This is a genomic window from Paracoccus shanxieyensis (assembly GCF_009711265.1).
GTDB classification, from domain to species: domain Bacteria; phylum Pseudomonadota; class Alphaproteobacteria; order Rhodobacterales; family Rhodobacteraceae; genus Paracoccus; species Paracoccus shanxieyensis.
Genome location: NZ_WMII01000023.1, coordinates 16,243 through 31,887, shown reverse-complemented (window position 1 = coordinate 31,887; position 15,645 = coordinate 16,243). Strand labels below are relative to the sequence as shown.

Below are 15,645 nucleotides of genomic sequence, written 5' to 3'. Positions count from 1 at the left end.
TTGTCCTTCGGTTCTTACTGTGCGGCTGGGCGGTGCAGGGCGCCCAGCACGGCGCCACGGTCCAAAAGCCCGATGGCGCGTCCGTTGCTGGTGACAACGACCGGGGTGGCGGTGGCCGCCAGTGTGGCGAACGCGGCCTCAAGCGGCGCGTCGGCGTCGATTTCGTCATGAGGGGCGGCGCTGCCGTCCGGCGCCATCAGGCGGGGCGATTGCCCCGGTTGCGTGGACCAGCCCTCGCATTGCAGCCGCGCCAGCCCACCACAGGACAGCACCCTCGCGCGGTTCACGTCGCGCACGAAGCGGCTGACGTAATCATCGGCGGGTGTCATCAGGATCTGGTTGCCGCTGCCGACCTGGCGTAACTGGCCATCCTTGAGGATCGCGATCGTGTCTCCCAGATACAGCGCTTCGTCCAGATCATGGGTGATGAAGACCACGGCCTTGCCCAGTTGGCTCTGGATCGCCTTCAACTGCACCTGCATCTCGGTGCGGATCAGCGGGTCCAGCGCGCTGAACGCTTCGTCCATCAGCAGGATCTCGGCATCGGTGGCTAGCGCGCGGGCCAGCCCGACCCGCTGCTGCATGCCCCCCGACAGCTGGGACGGCAGATGGCTTTCGAAGCCGGTCAGCCCGACCACGCCAATGAACTCGGCCGCCTTGCGGCGCGCGACGGCTGCGGGCTCGCCGCCGACGATCCGGCCATAGGCCACGTTGTCCAGCACGGTGCGATGTGGCAGCAGGCCGAATTTTTGAAACACCATCGAAATACGACGGCGCCGCAGTTCGCGCAGATCAAGCGTGCCCAACTGCAGGATGTCCTGACCGTCGATCAGGATGCGACCATCGGTGGGCTCGATCAGGCGGTTGAAATGCCGGATCAGCGTGGACTTGCCCGACCCGGACAGGCCCATGATCACGAAGATCTGTCCGGCGGGAATGTCCAGATTGATGTCGTGCAGGCCCAGGACGTGGTTTGTCGCCTGCAGCAACTCGGCCTTGCCCATGCCGGCGCGCACATGCTCGCGGGCCTTGGCAGGATTGGGGCCGAAGATCTTGCAGACATTCTCGACCCGGATCTTGATTTCTTGACCCATGCCTCAGCTCTCCTGTTTCCGGGCGCGCTGAACCCTTTGGCCGTAGCCCTGTGCTATCCGGTCGAAAATGATGGCCATAAGGACGATGCCTACTCCCGCCAGCAACCCGCGGCTGACCTCCAGCCTCTGGATGCCCTGCAGGACCTGATAGCCCAGTCCGCCCGCGCCGATCATCGAGGCGATGACCACCATCGAAAGCGCCATCATCGTGGTCTGGTTGATGCCTGCCATGATCGTCGGCAGCGCCAGCGGAAGCTGAACCGACAAAAGCGTCTGGATGGGCGAGGCCCCAAAGGAATGCGCCGCTTCGATGGTCTCCGCGTCGACCTGACGAATTCCCAGATCGGTCAAGCGGATGACGGGCGGGATGGCAAAGGTGATCGTCGCCAGCAGGGCAGGGATCTTGCCTGGGCCGAACAGCATGACAAAGGGGATCAGGTAAACAAAGATCGGCATGGTCTGCAGGATGTCCAGAACTGGCAGCGCGACCGCGCGCAAGCCATTCCAGCGCGACATTGCGATGCCCAGCGGCACGCCGATCAGGATGGCGAGCAGCGTTGACACCAGCATCAGCGCCAGTGTCGACATGGCCGCGTTCCACACGCCCACCACCCCGATGCCAAAGGTTAGCAGGCCGACCAGCAGCGCCGTTTTCCAGCTTCTGGACATTGCCCAGGCCAGAACTGCCAAACCCAGCACGACTGACCACCAGGGCAGCGCCTGCAATGTCTGTTCGAACAGGGTAAGCATCTTCAGCAATGGCAGAAAGCAATTGCTCAGCGCGGTGCCATAGGTCGAGACAATGCCCGTAAAGGCATCGTCCAGCGCCGCGCCGAATGTCCTGACGTCAAAGATTTCGGGAAAGCCCTGCGCCATGCGGTTTCTCCATCTTGCGCGGCCCAGGCGTGCAACAAGTCGCGCGTGCCGACCGGCAGGTAAATGGGGGAGGGAAAGGCGCTGCCGTTCCCCGGGGGCAATCAGTCGGCCAGCTTAGCCTCGTCGGCTCTGAACAACCGTGTCAGGCGGCCAATGCTTGCCTGTGAAGGGCCCTTTCGCGGCAGATGATTGCCGCAATCAGGTGGAGTAACAGGGCCCAAAGAACCCTGAGATGGACCAGGATCTTGCGGATATTGTGGCCACAGGCACAGAGAACGGCGAAGACCGCGTCGCCAATGCGGCCCTTCAGCGGGCATCTGGCAAGACGTCCGTCGGCCTTCATGTGACCGATTTCGGGTTCGATGGCGCTGCGTCGTTTCAGGAGCTTGGCCAGTAACGGCGTGATGCCGCGCCGCATGCCGCTGATCAGGATCTTGGTGGTGCCCACGCCATGGCCGCGATAGCCGCGGTCGACGACGGCGAGATCGGGCACCTGGTCGGTCAGGATCGCGACCTGCTCCAGTGCAGGTGCCAGGGTGTGGCCATCATAGGGGTTGCCGGCAAAGCTGCGGGCGCCGACGACGAAACCTTCGTCGATGGTCGTGGCGAGGCTGACCTTGGTGCCGAATTCGTAGCGGACCCGCGCCTTGCCCTTGGAGATGCAATCGACCTCGGGCTCGTGCAGGGAGTAAATCTTGTCCTTGCTCTTCGGGGTCTGCGCGAGCAGGCGACCAACCAGCCAGAGCGTCTCCAAGACCCTGTCACGCAAGGCTCCCTCGGGAATGTCCTGCAAATGCCGGCGCAGGTCCCGGCGGATCCTGCCGGCATAGCCCTTGAGCTGGCGCAGGGCCTTGCGCATGCGCTTGAACTGCCGGGCATGGGCATAACGCCCGACCTGGGCGGCGAGACGCGGGGCAAGCCGCGCGTAGCTCTGGCGCAACTCGATCCCGGCCTCCTTCGCCAGACCGACCATCAGAGCCCGGGCGCGCTCGTAAAGCCGGGCATCCGTCGGATGGGCGATGTTTTTCTCCATCACGGTCGTATCGACTGCGATCCGCTTCAGGCTCTTGTCGGTGACCGCGCCAGAGGCCCGAGCTGCCTCGATCGTCTTGGTCAGCAGCCACTCCACTCCCTCTTCGCCGATCCGCTTGCGCCAGCGAGTCAGCGAGGATGGGTCGATCGGTGGACGGTGCTGGAAGAAGGTCTCGCCGGTGAAGTGCTGGTAGTAGGATTTTCAATCCACCGGGCGACGATCGCCTCGTCAGAGAGCTTGAAGGCATGCTGGAGATACATCAGCCCCGCGACCAGTCGCGGCGACGTCGCCGGGCGCCCTTGATGCGAGGGAAAGAAACTCACCCATTCCCGCTCGAAGAAATCCCAGTCGATCAGCGTCGCGAGCTTCACCAGCTCATGGCGAGCGTCGATCATGTCGACCAGCCTCGGGCGAAGGAGATCATCTTGTTCGGGCACGCGGGAATGGGGCTTCATCGGCGACCTGAAATTGCAAGGTTTCTGCCCCAAGCATACGAAACTCTGCAAATCAAAGCGAACAAAACCGCAGATTCACTACCCAAAATCAACGTGGTAGAGGTTGTTCAGATCGGACTAGCCTCGACGCGCTGGGCTACATCGGCCGGAACCCATGTCTTCCAGACCTGCGGGTAGGTTTGAAAGAAATGCTGTGCAGTCTCCTCGGGGCTGGCGCTGGCGTCATCGGCCCAAGCCAGGATGGCGTTCATGTCGTTATTGGGGACGGTCATTTTGGACAGGAACGTCGCCACGTCTGGGGCATCGGTCCGCAGACGCGTCGTCGCGGCCACCGCGACCTCGCGCGGGGCCCATCCCGTCACCTCGGGGTTGGCGCAGTCGGTCTGGGTCAGGCACTTGAACTTGACCGGGTCATAGGCGGGCATGTCCAGCCGGACCAGCTTGTATTTCCCGATCACCTCGGTCGGCCCCCAATACCAGCCGACAAAGGGCTGACGCGCCGCCACCGCCCGGGCGATCGACGCCTTCAGGTTCTCGCCCGAGCCGGTCGAGAACACCTCAAAGGTCTTGCCTAGATCCAGCGCCTTGAACAGGTTGTCCGAGATGATCTCGCAGCCCCACCCCGGAGGGCAGCCATAGAAGCGGCCCTTTTCCGGGTTCGAGGGGTCGGCGAAATCCTTCCAGTTTGCGGCCAGATCGGTGAGGGATTTCAGCTTGGGGTTCGCCTCGACCATGTAGTCGGGCACCCACCAGCCCTCAATACCGCCCTCGGTATAGGTGTTCGAGGCCTTATAGACATTGCCTTTTGCAATCATCTGGTCCCAGACCGACTGCGCGGTCGAAACCCAAAGCTCGGGCGCGATATCCGGTTGCGAGCGCGTCAGCATCGAGCTGGCGACGGGCACAGTGTCGCCGGGTTGCAGCGCGGTGTCGCAGCCGAAGCCATCCTGCAGGATGCGCTGGGTTACCTGGGGAGCATTCCGGCAGAAGCCCAGGTCATTTCCGCTATGGTGATGGTGCCGGCATTTCCGCAATTGGGCTCGGCACGCGCCTGCCCGCTGGGCAGGGCGGCAAGGGCCAAGGCCGAACAGGTCAGGCAGACCTTGATGCTGGTCATGTGGATGCTCCGATGTTGATTCCCCGTATTTCGTGACGAGCGGGTTGACAGCACCTAGCGCTTCCCTGAGATTTCAATCAATCTTGAAAAATTGGCATTTGATTAAGAAAACCTGAAGCAGGTGTGAAGTGGCAATCAAGATCGAGATGCTGCGAAGTTTTTTAACGGTGGCAGAGGAGGGCAATATTAAGGACGCCGCCACGCGCCTGCTGCGCACCCCGTCGTCGGTGTCGATGACGCTGTCCGCGCTTGAGGACGAACTGGGCGGGCCCCTATTCGAACAGGACCGCAAAAGCCGGCTGACCGTTCTGGGAACCTATGTCCGCGACATGGCCGAGGTGATGATCCGTGACCACGACCGCGGCATCGAGACGATCAAGGCCTTTGCCCAGAGCCGGCTGGGCCGTCTGCATATCGTGGCGGTGCCATCGGTCGCATCACGCATCCTGCCGCCGATCCTGCGCGAGTTCCTTCGCCGCCAGAGCGGCGCAGCCGTCAGCCTGGTGGATACCGACAGTCATCAGGTTCAGCAAATGGTCGTCACCGGCGAGGCTGATATCGGTATCGGCGGCCCGCCGCCGGGCAAGCTGCCCCTGTCCTTTGCACCGCTGTTCGAGGACCCTTTCCGACTGGTCTGTGCAGTCGAGAGCCCTTTGGCTCGGCTTCCCCGACCCCTTTGCTGGCAGGATCTGCTGACCGAAGATCTGATCGTCAATGAATCCGCGCGGGCAATAAACGCGCCTGAATATGCGGAGATGGTCGACAAGGCCCGGCTGATGATCAGGAATATCACTTCTCTGCTGGCGATGGTCCGGGCGAATGCCGGGGTCACGCTGCTGCCCGCGCTTGCCTGCACCACGCTGCCTGCCGGTCTGACGGCGCTTGAGATCGAGACCGGCGGCGTCTCTCGGGTCGTCGGCCTGGTTCAGCGCAGCAACAGTACGCCAAGCCCTCTGGCAACGACCTTCGTGAAGCAGCTGAACGAACAGCTGAGAGAGGTTCTATCCCACAGCATAGGGTTATACCCTAGTCATGTTGACAAATAGCGGAGCCACAGGCGGATCGGGTTTACGTCACACTGATGCCGCCGGGGGAGGGCGGCCGCATCATCACAGCCATTGGCCTCTTAACCCCGCCAGACCTCGGCTAGCAGGGCGATCCAATTTTCGCCCATGACGCGCTCGATCCTCGCTTCGGGCCAGTTCCGGCGCTGCATGGCGGCGGTCAGAGCGCTGGTATGACCGATCGAGTCCAGGCCGGCCGGGTTCTTGATCGTGCCCAGATCCGTCAGGCGGCGGGCATAGCCCTTGTCATGGCTGATCCAGTCGAAGAACTTCTGTCCATGACCCTGGGTGAAGTCGGTGCCATAGCCAACCCGCTCTTCGCCGCAGAGGTTGATGACGTATTCCATTGCATCGACATAGTCGTCGACCGTCGCGTTGGTCCCACGCGCCAGGAAGGGCGTAAACATGGTCACGCCCACGAAGCCGCCATGGTCGATGATGAAGCGCAACTCCTCGTCCGTCTTGTTGCGCGGATGCGCCTTCAGCCCGGCGGGCAAGCAATGGGAATAGGCGACCGGCTGGCGCGAGGCCAGGATCACGTCGCGGCTGCTTTGCGCGCCGACATGGGACAGATCGCACAGGATCCCCAGGCGGTTCATCTCGGCCACCACCTCATGGCCGAAATCCGACAGCCCGCCGTCCCTGGACTCATAGCAGCCCGTCGCGACAAGGTTCTGGGTGTTGTAGGCCATCTGGATGATGCCGACACCCAGATCCTTGAACAGCGACAGATAGCCGATCTGATCCTCGATGCCGGTGATGTTCTGCCAGCCCAGGATGATGCCGGTTTTGCCCTCGGCCTTGGCGCGGCGGATGTCGGCGGTGCTGTGCACTTGCAGGATCAGGTCGTCATTGTCGCGAAACCACTGCTTCCACTGCATGATGTTGCGCATCGTGCCGGTGAAACCCTCCCAGATGCAGCAGGTGCAGTTGGCGGCCGTGATGCCGCCCCGCCGCATGTCCTGGAAGATCGCGCGGTTGAAATCGGACACGATCAGCCCGTCCACGACAGTCAGCCGGGCATGCAGGACATCGGCCCCGGAAACGGGGGGCAGGTCGTTCATCGTCTTCTCCTGTTCGGTTCAGTGTTCGCTGACGATCACGCCGGCAGAGGGGGACCAGCACAGCCAGATGCGGCTGCCCTGCGGCACCGGCGTGGCGCCGCCCAGACCGGGTGCTGTGGTGCGCGCGGTCATGCGCAGGCCGGCCTCGGTCGCGATCTGGTATTCCACCGCCGCACCGTGAAAACTCATCACCTCGACCCGGCCCGCCAAGGCATTGACCCCTTCGTCGGGCGCCGTGGTCACAATCGCCACTACCTCGGGGCGCAGTGCCAGGCAGGCGGGGCCGGCGACGGGCGCTTGCCCTGCCAGGCGCAGGACCGGCCCCGCATCGGTCACGAAGCTGCCGTGATCGGCCGCCATGCGTCCGCGCAGCAGGTTCGGAATGCCGAGAAAGGCTGCGGCGAAGGCGGAACGCGGCTGAGTATACATCTGGTCGGGCGCGCCAACCTGTTCCACCCGGCCATTATACATCAGCACCATGCGGTCGGAGGTGCTCATCGCCTCGTCCTGGTCATGGGTGACGAAGACCGTGGTCAGACCCAGCGATTGTTGCAGTTGGCGGATCTCCAGCTTCATCTCCTGGCGCAGCGAGGCATCCAGGTTCGACAGCGGTTCATCCAGCAGCAGCACGTCGGGTTCGATCACCAGCGCCCGGGCCAGGGCCACGCGCTGCTGCTGGCCGCCCGACATCTGCTTGGGCAAGCGGTCGGCGTATTGGGACAGGCGCACCCGCGCCAGTGCCTCGCGCACGCGGCGGGCGGCGTCGGATTTGTTCACCTTGCGCATCTCCAGCCCGAAGGCCACGTTCTGCGCCACGGTCATGTGCGGGAACAGGGCATAGTTCTGGAACACGAAGCCCATGTTGCGCCGGTTTGGCGGCAGGCCGGTCACGTCGCGCCCGCCCACCGTAATCCGCCCCTTGGTCGCATCGACGAAGCCGCCGATCATGCGCAGGGTGGTGGTCTTGCCGCAGCCCGAAGGCCCAAGAAGCGCCACCAATTCGCCATCGGCGATGCGCAGCGTCATGTTTTCCACCGCGATGGCGGTGCCGTAATGCTTGGCGACATCCTGAAGAACGACGTCAGACATGGCTTATCCTTTCAGAAGGCGCGGCTGAGCTTCACGTAGCGGTCGGTGACGATCAGCAGGGCCGTCACCAGGGCGATCTGCACGGTGGCGACGGCGCCGATGGTCGGGTCGAAATTCCATTCCAGGTAGTTGATCAGCGCGATCTGCAAGGTCGTGCTGTTAGGTCCGACCAGGAACAGCGATTTTTCCAGATCGATGAAAGAGTTGATAAAGGCGAACAGCGACCCGGCGATCACGCCCGGTTTGATGACCGGCAGGGTGATGCGCCAGAATACCGTCAACGGTCCCGCCCCCAGGCTGCGCGCCGCCTCTTCGACGGAAGGGTTGACCGAGATCAGCGCTGTGGTGACCAGCCTGGTCATCCAGGGCAGCGCGATCAGTCCGTGGGCGACCAGCAGGCCTGCGCTGGTCCCGGCGATGCGCCAGCCGGTCAGGAACTCCACCTCCAGGAAGAACACGAACAGCGCGCTGCCGCCGACGATGCCGGGCACAATCATCGGCGACATCAGCACCGTATTGATCGCCTCGCGCCCCTTGAAGCGGGTCCGCGCCAGGGCAAAGCTGGCCGGCAGGCCCAGGACCAAGGCGATGCCGGTGGCGATCAGGCTGGTCCGGATGCTGAGGAAGAAGCCGTTGCGGAAATCCGACAGCTCCCATGCGCGCAGATACCAGTCCAGCGTATAGCCCTGCGGCGGAAAGGACAGGATCTTGTTGGAAAAGAAGCTCATCCAGACGATGAAGACCAAAGGCAGGGTGATGAAGCCGATGGCCAGCACGGCAAAGGCGGCGTAACCCCGGCGGATGGCGCGTGACTGTGCGGGCATCACTCGCTCCATTTCCGATAGCGGCGCTGGACCAGGACCGACACGCCCACTGTCAGGATCAGCGTCACGGCCATCAGGATGAAGGCCAGGGCCGCGCCGAAGGGCCAGTTCATCACCTTGGCGATCTGCTGATAGACGGTCGGCGCCATCATGTGGAATGTCGGCCCGCCAATCAGCACGGGCGTGGCATAGGCATTCATCGACAGGATGAAGCACAGGACGCTGCCCGCGAGGATGCCGGGCATCGCCAGCGGCAGCACGATCCGGCGCATCACCGTCAGGTGGCCCGCGCCCAGGCTCTGACCCGCGTCCTCGAGGTTCTGGTCGATGGATTCGAAGACACTATTCAGGGTGATGACCATGAACGGCAACAGGACCGAGACCAGGCCGATGGTGACCCCCGCCGAGGAATACATCAGCCCCAGCTGCCCGTCCCAGCCGAACAGGCGCAGAAAGGCCGCCAGCACGCCTTGGTCGTTCAGGATCAGCATCCAGGCCGATGTCCTGACCGCGTTCCCGATCAACAGCGGCACCAGGATCGCCAGCAGCAGCGCGCGCTTGGCGCCGGGCGCCACATGGCGGGCCAGGAAATAGGCCAGCGGAATTCCGGCGGCCAGGCAGATCGCCGTGGACAGGGCCGAGATGCCGATCGTGCGCCACAGGACCTCTTGATAGAAGGCATCGCCGAAGAACTTGATGTAATTCTCGGCCGTGACCGCGCTGATCATCAGCTCGGCCGGATCATAGCGGTTCAGGCTGTTGCGTAGCATCAGGGCCAGAGGTGCTAGCAGGCCAAGCGCCACGAAGATCATTGCCGGTGCGCTGAGCCAGGGGGCGCCCAGGCGCCGGGGCGTGCCGGCAGGGGTGGGCGGCGGGGCCGGATCTACTGCCATCTCGGTCATGCTCATGCAGGTTCTCTCATGCAAGGGCGGATTGGAGCAAGCGTGCGGTTCAGACGGCGAAGGACTTGTTCCACCATTCCAGCCAAGCGGCGGTGTTCTGCGCCACATAGTCGAAGTCGAGGAAACGCATCTTCGCCCGCTCCTCGGCCGAGAAATCGACAAGTTGGCGCAAGTCATCCGACAGCGCGGCCTTGGTGTTGGCGGGGGCATAGAAGCTGGCCTCGGCCAGGCCCGCCATGGCCTGCGGATCCAGCATGGCGTCCAGATAGGCATAACCCGCGTCGGGGTTGGCGGCGAACTGCGTCAGGCAGGCCCCGAAGGTCACGGCAATCGCGCCTTCCTCGGGATACTGGATAGCCAACGGCAGCCCGTCATGCGCCCATTGCAGCCCGCGTGCCTTGTAGTTCACGGCGATCTCGACCTCGCCGTTGGCCAGCCCGGCCTGCAACTGCTGGTGGGCGGCGTAAAGACGCGGCTTGCTGTCCGCGGCCAGACGTTCCAGGCGGGCCTTACCATCCTCGACACTGGTCATGTCACCCTTTTCGACCAGCCCGGCCATCATCATGTAGTTGAAGTAAAGCTGGTTGGTCAGTCCGACCTTGCCCGCCCATTTCGGATCCCAAAGCTCGGCATAGGATTTCGGCGGCTCGGATACTTTGGTGGTGTCATAGATGATGACCACGCCGCTATAGAGCCAAGGGACGAAATAGGGGCTTTGCAGTTCCGGGGCGGTATCGGCGTAATTCGGGATGCGCGCTGTATCCAGTTCGGCGACCACCCCCTGCTTCTGCAATTCGAAGGCGTCCGAGCTGTTGATATGGATCACGTCGGCCGAGGCGCGGCGGATGCGCTTTTCGCTGATCAGCTTGGCCTTGCGCTCGGGTTCGGTCCCCAGGTCGCGGACGATGCTGAAGCCCTTGTCCTCGAGCAGCGGCTTTTCCACGTATCGGACCGTGCGGTCGTTCCAGTCGCCGCCCCAGTTCGACACCACGACCGTGCCGCTGGCAGCCCAGCCCCTGCGCGGCGCGATGGCGGCTGCGGCCACGCCGCCGAGCAAAAGGCCCAGCGTGCCGCGGCGTGAGAATGTTGCGGAATCGATGATACGGCTTGCCATGATGGGCAATCTCCCTGTTGTGTGGCGGGCTTCGTTGGCCCTGCGTCTTTTGGATGTTTCACAAACGATGCAGGACGATTCGCCATTTGTAAAATATCAATTTGCACTTTATTATTTCCTACAAGTTATCAATGATGAGCCGTGCCATGGGCTTGGACCTTCGTCATCTGCGCGCTTTTTCGGCAGTCGGAAACGAGCTGCATTTCGGCCGCGCGGCGGATGCGCTGCATATCGCGCAACCCGCCCTGACCAAGATCATCCAGCAGCTTGAGGCCGAGGTGGGCGTGCCCCTGCTGTTGCGCACCACCCGCCGGGTGGAACTGACGGCAGCGGGCAAGGCCTTCCTGTCCGAGATCGCTACTGTGGAAGGCCAGATCGACCGGGCCATCAACCGGGCCCGCCATGCCGCGCGTGGCATCCGGGGCGAATTGCGAATCGCCTATACCGATTTCGCCATCAACGGCCACCTGCCACATGTGCTGCGCGATTTCGCCAGCGCGCATCCCGACATCCGGCTGGACCTGATCTTCATGCCGACCACCCTCCAGCACGTCGCGCTGCTGCAGCAAAGCATCGACATCGGCTTCATGATCGGGCCTTTCGAGCACAAGACGACCCGGCAGATGATCTTCGACCAGGACGACTATGTCGCGCTGCTGCCCAGTTCCCACCCGCTTTGCGCCCAACCGTCCCTGACGCTGGCGCAATTGGCGGACGAGCCTTTCGTGCTGGGCACCGGCGACAACTGGGCCGCCTTCCGCAGCAGGCTGTTCGCGGAATGCCGCAGCCGAGGGTTCTTTCCGAACATCGTGCTGGAGGCGTCGAACAGCGAAGGCATCTTCGGGCTGGTGGTCGCGGGGGTGGGGGTCACGATCTATTCCAGCTGCGTCGGCAACCTGCCGCGCCTGGGCGTCGCCGTGCGCCCGCTGCGGGATGTGACCAACAAGCTGCCGGTCACCGCAGTCTGGGACCGCACGAACAGGTCGGAGGTGCTGGAAACCTTCCTTAAATTCCTGCGGACTCAAGGCCGGAACAGCGTTCCGGCCCTTCCCTGAGCACTAGCGCATCCCGGCCAGCTTGGCGACCTCCACGAATTCGCGGACCTGGCGCGACCGGTTCGACCGTTTCCAGGCCAGGACGGTGCTGATGCGGAACTGCGGGTGGATGATCGGGCGCACCTCGACGCTGCGGCCCAGAAATCCGATCAGGCTTTCGGGATAGACGGTCACGCCCAGCCCAGCCGCGACCAGGCCCAGCAGGGCCAGGGTGTTCGAAGCCTCGATGGTGATGTTCAGCGATATGCCCTCGGCGCTGAACAGATTGGCCAGGCGCCAGCGGTATTCCTCCCATTCATGGGTATCGCCCAGGATAATGTCCTGGCTCGCCAGGTCCGCGGGCGTGACCACCGGCAGGCGCAGCAGCGCATGGTTGCGCGGCGTCACCACATAGAGCGGTTCGAGCGAGAGCGTTAGGCTGTGATAATCCGAGTGATCGAACGGCCCGATCATGTAGCCCAGGTCGATCTCGTCATTGGCCAGGGCGATCTTCTGGCCCTGGGTGCGGATATAGCGGATCTTCAGGTCGACCTCGGGATGCGCCTGTCGGAACCGCGCCACCGCGGCAGGCATCAATTCGGTGGCCGCGAAGGCCATATAGCCGACGTTCAGCGCGCCCAGCTTGCCCTCGGCGATGCGCCGGGCCAACTGGATCGACGATTCGTAGCCGCGCAGCAGGTCGGCGTTGTCGTCATAGAAGCTGCGCCCGGCCTGGGTCAGCCGGACCTCGCGCGTGGTCCGCTCTAAAAGCCGAAAGCCTAGTGTAACTTCAAGCTTCTGGATGCGTCGGCTCAGCGCCGACTGGTCCAGATGCAGGCGCTCGGCGGCGCGGCGAAAGCTGAGTTCCTGGGCGAGGGTGATGAAGGAATGGACATTCTCGATGCCGGAATGATCGCTCATGAAACGGCGCCTTACAATTGATGCATCTGGTGCATGAATAATTGCTGACACGCCATTTCCCCCGGGTCAAGGAAACGCGGAATATGCCCCTCAGAGCGGCGGACGATGGATGCCGGCGGCTCGGATACCCGGCGCAGCGCTGCGCCTTTCTTACCCAGACAAGGATCTCGATCATGAGCGAAGTGGACACCAAGGAACTGGACCGCCTGCTGCAGGAAGCCTTCGACACCGCGACCAAACTTTACAAGGAGCGCGGCTTCCAGCGCCGCGTCGGCTTCGGAAAGCGTCCGGCCCTGGTCAGCGTCGATCTGGCGAATGCCTGGACCCGCCCGGGCAACCCCTTCACCTGCGACCAGGAGAAGATGGACAACGAGATCATCCCCGGCATGCAGAAGCTGCTGAAGGCGTTCCGCGCCGCCGGCCTGCCGGTCGTCCATGTCACCACGGCCTACGAGATCACCGACCGCAACGCCGATTTCACCGACATGGGCCTGTGGCACAACAAGATCCCGGTCGATGTGGTGGACATCAAGGACAAGGACCTGTGGGCCATCGACAGCCGCATCGCGCCCATTGACGGCGAATACACGCTGCTGAAAAAGCGCGCCTCGTCCTTTCACGGCACCGAGCTGGCGGGCATCCTGCGCGCGAACGGCGTGGATACCATCCTGGTCACCGGTGTGACCGCCTGCGCCTGCGTGCGCCAGACGATCTGCGACGGTATCGCGGACGGCTTCCGCACCATCGCGGTCAAGGAAGCCATCGGCGACCGTGTGCCGGGCGCGGTGGCCTGGAACCTGTTCGACATCGACGCCAAGTTCGGCGACGTCCACACCGTCGATGAATGCGTGGCCTATATCGACGGCCTCGGCGCCCAGAAGATGGCGGCGGAATAACCCCAACTGGCGCCGGTCCCTTGCGGCCGGCGCCTTTTTTCAGCGCCGCGAAGACGGGCGCGAGCCAACCAACAGAGAGGTGTCACATGGCCAGGATTGGCGTCGATGTGGGCGGGACGAATACCGATCTTGTCCTCGAATGCGCAAAGGGGGTCTTTTACCACAAGGTTCCGACCACGCTGAAGAACCAGTCGATCGGCGTGGTGCAGGGCGTCAGGGGCATCTGCGACCAGGCGGGGATCGACCCGTCCGAGGTCGAGACCATCGTCCACGGCACCACCACCGCGACGAACATCACCATCGAGCACAACGGCGCGGAATGCGGGATGATCACCACCCACGGCTTCCGCGATATCCTGCATATCGGGCGCCACAAGCGGCCCTATAACTTCAGCCTGCACTTCGACGTGCCCTGGCAAAGCCAGCCGCTGGTCAAGCGCCGCAACCGCATCGCCGTGCGCGAGCGCATCCTGCCGCCGACGGGCGAAATCGCCGAGCCGCTGGACGAACAGGCCGTGCGCGACGCCTGCGCGTTGTTTCGCAAGCGCGGCATCGGCTCGGTCGTGATCGGCTTCATGTTCAGTTTCCTGAACGACGCCCACGAGGCCCGCGCCAAGGAGATCGTGCTGGAAGAAATTCCCGGCGCCTATGTCACCATGTCGTCGGAACTGGCGCGGGTCATGCGGGAATACGAACGCTTCTCGACCGCCGCGATGAACTGCTATGTCGGCCCCAAGACCGCCTATTATCTGCGCGATCTGGATGCGCGGCTACGCGAGGCGGGCGTTACCTCGAAACTGCGCATCATGCAGTCGAACGGCGGTGTCTCGACCGTCGAATCCTGCGCGCGACGCCCGATCCGCATCCTGATGTCCGGCCCGGCCGGCGGCGTCATCGGCGGTGCGTCCGAGGGCCAGATGGCCGGCACGCCCAACATCATCACCGTCGACATCGGCGGCACCTCGGCCGACATCTCGACCATCCCCGGCGGGCAGCTAAAGATCATGAACCAGCGCGACACCTATGTCTCGGGCTATCCGGTGCTGACGCCGATGATCGACCTGGTGACCATCGGCGCTGGCGGCGGCTCGGTCGCCTTCATCGACGACGCCGGCGGCTTCAACGTCGGCCCGCGCTCGGCCGGGTCCGAGCCGGGACCGGCCTGCTATGGCCGCGGCGGCGATGAGCCGACCGTAACCGACGCGCAGATTGTGCTGGGACGCCTCGACCCCGACATGGCGCTTGGTGGCGACCTGCGGCTGGACGCGGACCTGGCCCGCAAGGCGGTCGAGGAAAAGATCGCCCGGCCCCTGGGCCTGTCGGTCAACGACGCGGCGCTGGGGATCATCAGGATCATCAATAACAACATGGCGCTGGCGATCCGGTCGAACTCGGTGGCACGCGGCATCGACCCTCGGGAATTTTCCATCATGCCGTTCGGCGGCGCGGGTCCGCTGCACGGCGTGGCCCTGGCCGAGGCGGTCAGCGCCCGCGACGTGGTCGTGCCGGTGGCGCCGGGCATCACCGCTGCCGTGGGCCTGTTGAAGACCGACCTGCAATACGAACATACCGAGGCCGGGATTCTGATCCTGAACTCGGCAAGCGACGCGGAACTCGCTCGCATCAACAACAATGTCGAAAAGCTGTGCCAGGCCGTACACGAGGAACTGGACGCGGACGGCATCGCGCGCGAGTCGCAGGATCTGAAGATCATCGCCGAATGCCGCTATCAGGGCCAGGGCTTCGAACTGCGCGCCGATTTCCCCGACGGGCCGCTGACGCAGGAGAACAAGCAGGTCATCATCGACAGCTTCCACGACGCGCATGAACAGGACTACGGCTATGCCTATCGCAAGGCCGAGGTGGAACTGATCACGCTGCGGGTCATCGGCTCGGCCAGCGTGCGCCGGATCGAGATCCCCAAGGTGCAGCCCACCGACGGCAGCTCGATCGACCGGGCGCTGATGTTCGTGCGCCCGACCACCTTCGACTGCGGCCGGACGCTGGAAACACCGCGCTACGACCGCACGAAGCTGTTCGCGGGCGACCGCGTGCCGGGGCCGGCGATCCTCGTCCAGCACAATTCCACCACCCTGGTCCCGCCCGGCTATGTGGCCGAGACGCTGGATTACGGCAACACGCGCATCAGCAAGGGGGCGTGA

The 15,645-nt window shown here is 63.7% G+C and carries 14 protein-coding genes and 1 pseudogene; 4 read left to right on the top strand and 11 right to left on the bottom strand.

Translation table 11 applies throughout. From position 1 onward, the window contains the following. Positions 1 to 14 precede the first annotated feature (14 nt). The 5 genes and pseudogenes from GL284_RS18055 to GL284_RS21370 all read right to left on the bottom strand — a co-directional run bounded on the left by GL284_RS18055 (position 15) and on the right by GL284_RS21370 (position 4,575). On the bottom strand, positions 15 to 1,094 hold the full coding sequence (locus tag GL284_RS18055) for a quaternary amine ABC transporter ATP-binding protein (RefSeq protein ID WP_150350650.1): 1,080 nt from the start codon (positions 1,092 to 1,094) through the stop codon (positions 15 to 17). A 3-nt stretch (positions 1,095 to 1,097) separates the two neighbouring features. Continuing rightward, positions 1,098 to 1,970 carry an ABC transporter permease gene (locus GL284_RS18050; protein ID WP_150350651.1) on the bottom strand — a complete coding sequence of 291 codons (873 nt, stop codon included), beginning with the start codon at positions 1,968 to 1,970 and terminating at the stop codon, positions 1,098 to 1,100. A 142-nt stretch (positions 1,971 to 2,112) separates the two neighbouring features. Continuing rightward, a pseudogene (locus tag GL284_RS18045) lies at positions 2,113 to 3,458 on the bottom strand (IS5 family transposase). Positions 3,459 to 3,565: 107 nt separating this feature from the next. Next, the gene (locus GL284_RS18040; RefSeq protein ID WP_190941547.1) at positions 3,566 to 4,492 is read right to left on the bottom strand and encodes a glycine betaine ABC transporter substrate-binding protein; all 927 of its coding nucleotides are present in this window, start codon (positions 4,490 to 4,492) and stop codon (positions 3,566 to 3,568) included. After that, the gene (locus GL284_RS21370; protein ID WP_190941614.1) at positions 4,423 to 4,575 is read right to left on the bottom strand and encodes a hypothetical protein; all 153 of its coding nucleotides are present in this window, start codon (positions 4,573 to 4,575) and stop codon (positions 4,423 to 4,425) included. The genes GL284_RS18040 and GL284_RS21370 overlap by 70 nt, the downstream gene beginning before the upstream one ends. A 128-nt stretch (positions 4,576 to 4,703) precedes the next feature. Between GL284_RS21370 and GL284_RS18035 the strand changes: the two genes are divergently transcribed. Further along, complete coding sequence (locus GL284_RS18035) at positions 4,704 to 5,621, top strand: LysR family transcriptional regulator (RefSeq protein ID WP_150350653.1); 918 nt, start codon at positions 4,704 to 4,706, stop codon at positions 5,619 to 5,621. 80 nt (positions 5,622 to 5,701) lie between these two features. On the opposite strand, the gene GL284_RS18030 is transcribed toward GL284_RS18035, so the two are convergent. The 5 genes from GL284_RS18030 to GL284_RS18010 are packed head-to-tail and all read right to left on the bottom strand — an operon-like array spanning position 5,702 to position 10,632. Further along, positions 5,702 to 6,703 carry a dipeptidase gene (locus GL284_RS18030; protein WP_150350654.1) on the bottom strand — a complete coding sequence of 334 codons (1,002 nt, stop codon included), beginning with the start codon at positions 6,701 to 6,703 and terminating at the stop codon, positions 5,702 to 5,704. Between the two features lie 18 nt (positions 6,704 to 6,721). Further along, the gene (locus GL284_RS18025; protein WP_150350655.1) at positions 6,722 to 7,792 is read right to left on the bottom strand and encodes an ABC transporter ATP-binding protein; all 1,071 of its coding nucleotides are present in this window, start codon (positions 7,790 to 7,792) and stop codon (positions 6,722 to 6,724) included. An 11-nt stretch (positions 7,793 to 7,803) separates the two neighbouring features. Next, the gene (locus tag GL284_RS18020) at positions 7,804 to 8,568 is read right to left on the bottom strand and encodes an ABC transporter permease (protein ID WP_341870500.1); all 765 of its coding nucleotides are present in this window, start codon (positions 8,566 to 8,568) and stop codon (positions 7,804 to 7,806) included. Between the two features lie 47 nt (positions 8,569 to 8,615). Next, the gene (locus GL284_RS18015) at positions 8,616 to 9,524 is read right to left on the bottom strand and encodes an ABC transporter permease (protein ID WP_081791309.1); all 909 of its coding nucleotides are present in this window, start codon (positions 9,522 to 9,524) and stop codon (positions 8,616 to 8,618) included. A 43-nt stretch (positions 9,525 to 9,567) separates the two neighbouring features. Then, complete coding sequence (locus GL284_RS18010; protein ID WP_120441246.1) at positions 9,568 to 10,632, bottom strand: ABC transporter substrate-binding protein; 1,065 nt, start codon at positions 10,630 to 10,632, stop codon at positions 9,568 to 9,570. Positions 10,633 to 10,778: 146 nt separating this feature from the next. Here GL284_RS18010 and GL284_RS18005 point away from each other — a divergent pair, with 146 nt between their 5' ends. After that, positions 10,779 to 11,687: a LysR family transcriptional regulator gene (locus GL284_RS18005; protein WP_036762307.1), complete on the top strand. Its 909-nt coding sequence runs from the start codon at positions 10,779 to 10,781 to the stop codon at positions 11,685 to 11,687. A gap of 3 nt (positions 11,688 to 11,690) precedes the next feature. Here the strand turns inward: GL284_RS18005 and GL284_RS18000 are convergent, their stop codons facing one another. Beyond that, positions 11,691 to 12,587 (bottom strand): LysR family transcriptional regulator, encoded by an 897-nt coding sequence (locus GL284_RS18000; RefSeq protein ID WP_028718945.1) that lies wholly within the window; start codon positions 12,585 to 12,587, stop codon positions 11,691 to 11,693. A 173-nt stretch (positions 12,588 to 12,760) separates the two neighbouring features. On the opposite strand from GL284_RS18000, the gene GL284_RS17995 reads away from it, so the two are divergent. Next, on the top strand, positions 12,761 to 13,483 hold the full coding sequence (locus GL284_RS17995; protein ID WP_028718944.1) for an isochorismatase family protein: 723 nt from the start codon (positions 12,761 to 12,763) through the stop codon (positions 13,481 to 13,483). 86 nt (positions 13,484 to 13,569) lie between these two features. Beyond that, positions 13,570 to 15,645, top strand: a complete 2,076-nt coding sequence (locus GL284_RS17990; protein ID WP_150350657.1) for a hydantoinase/oxoprolinase family protein — start codon at positions 13,570 to 13,572, stop codon at positions 15,643 to 15,645.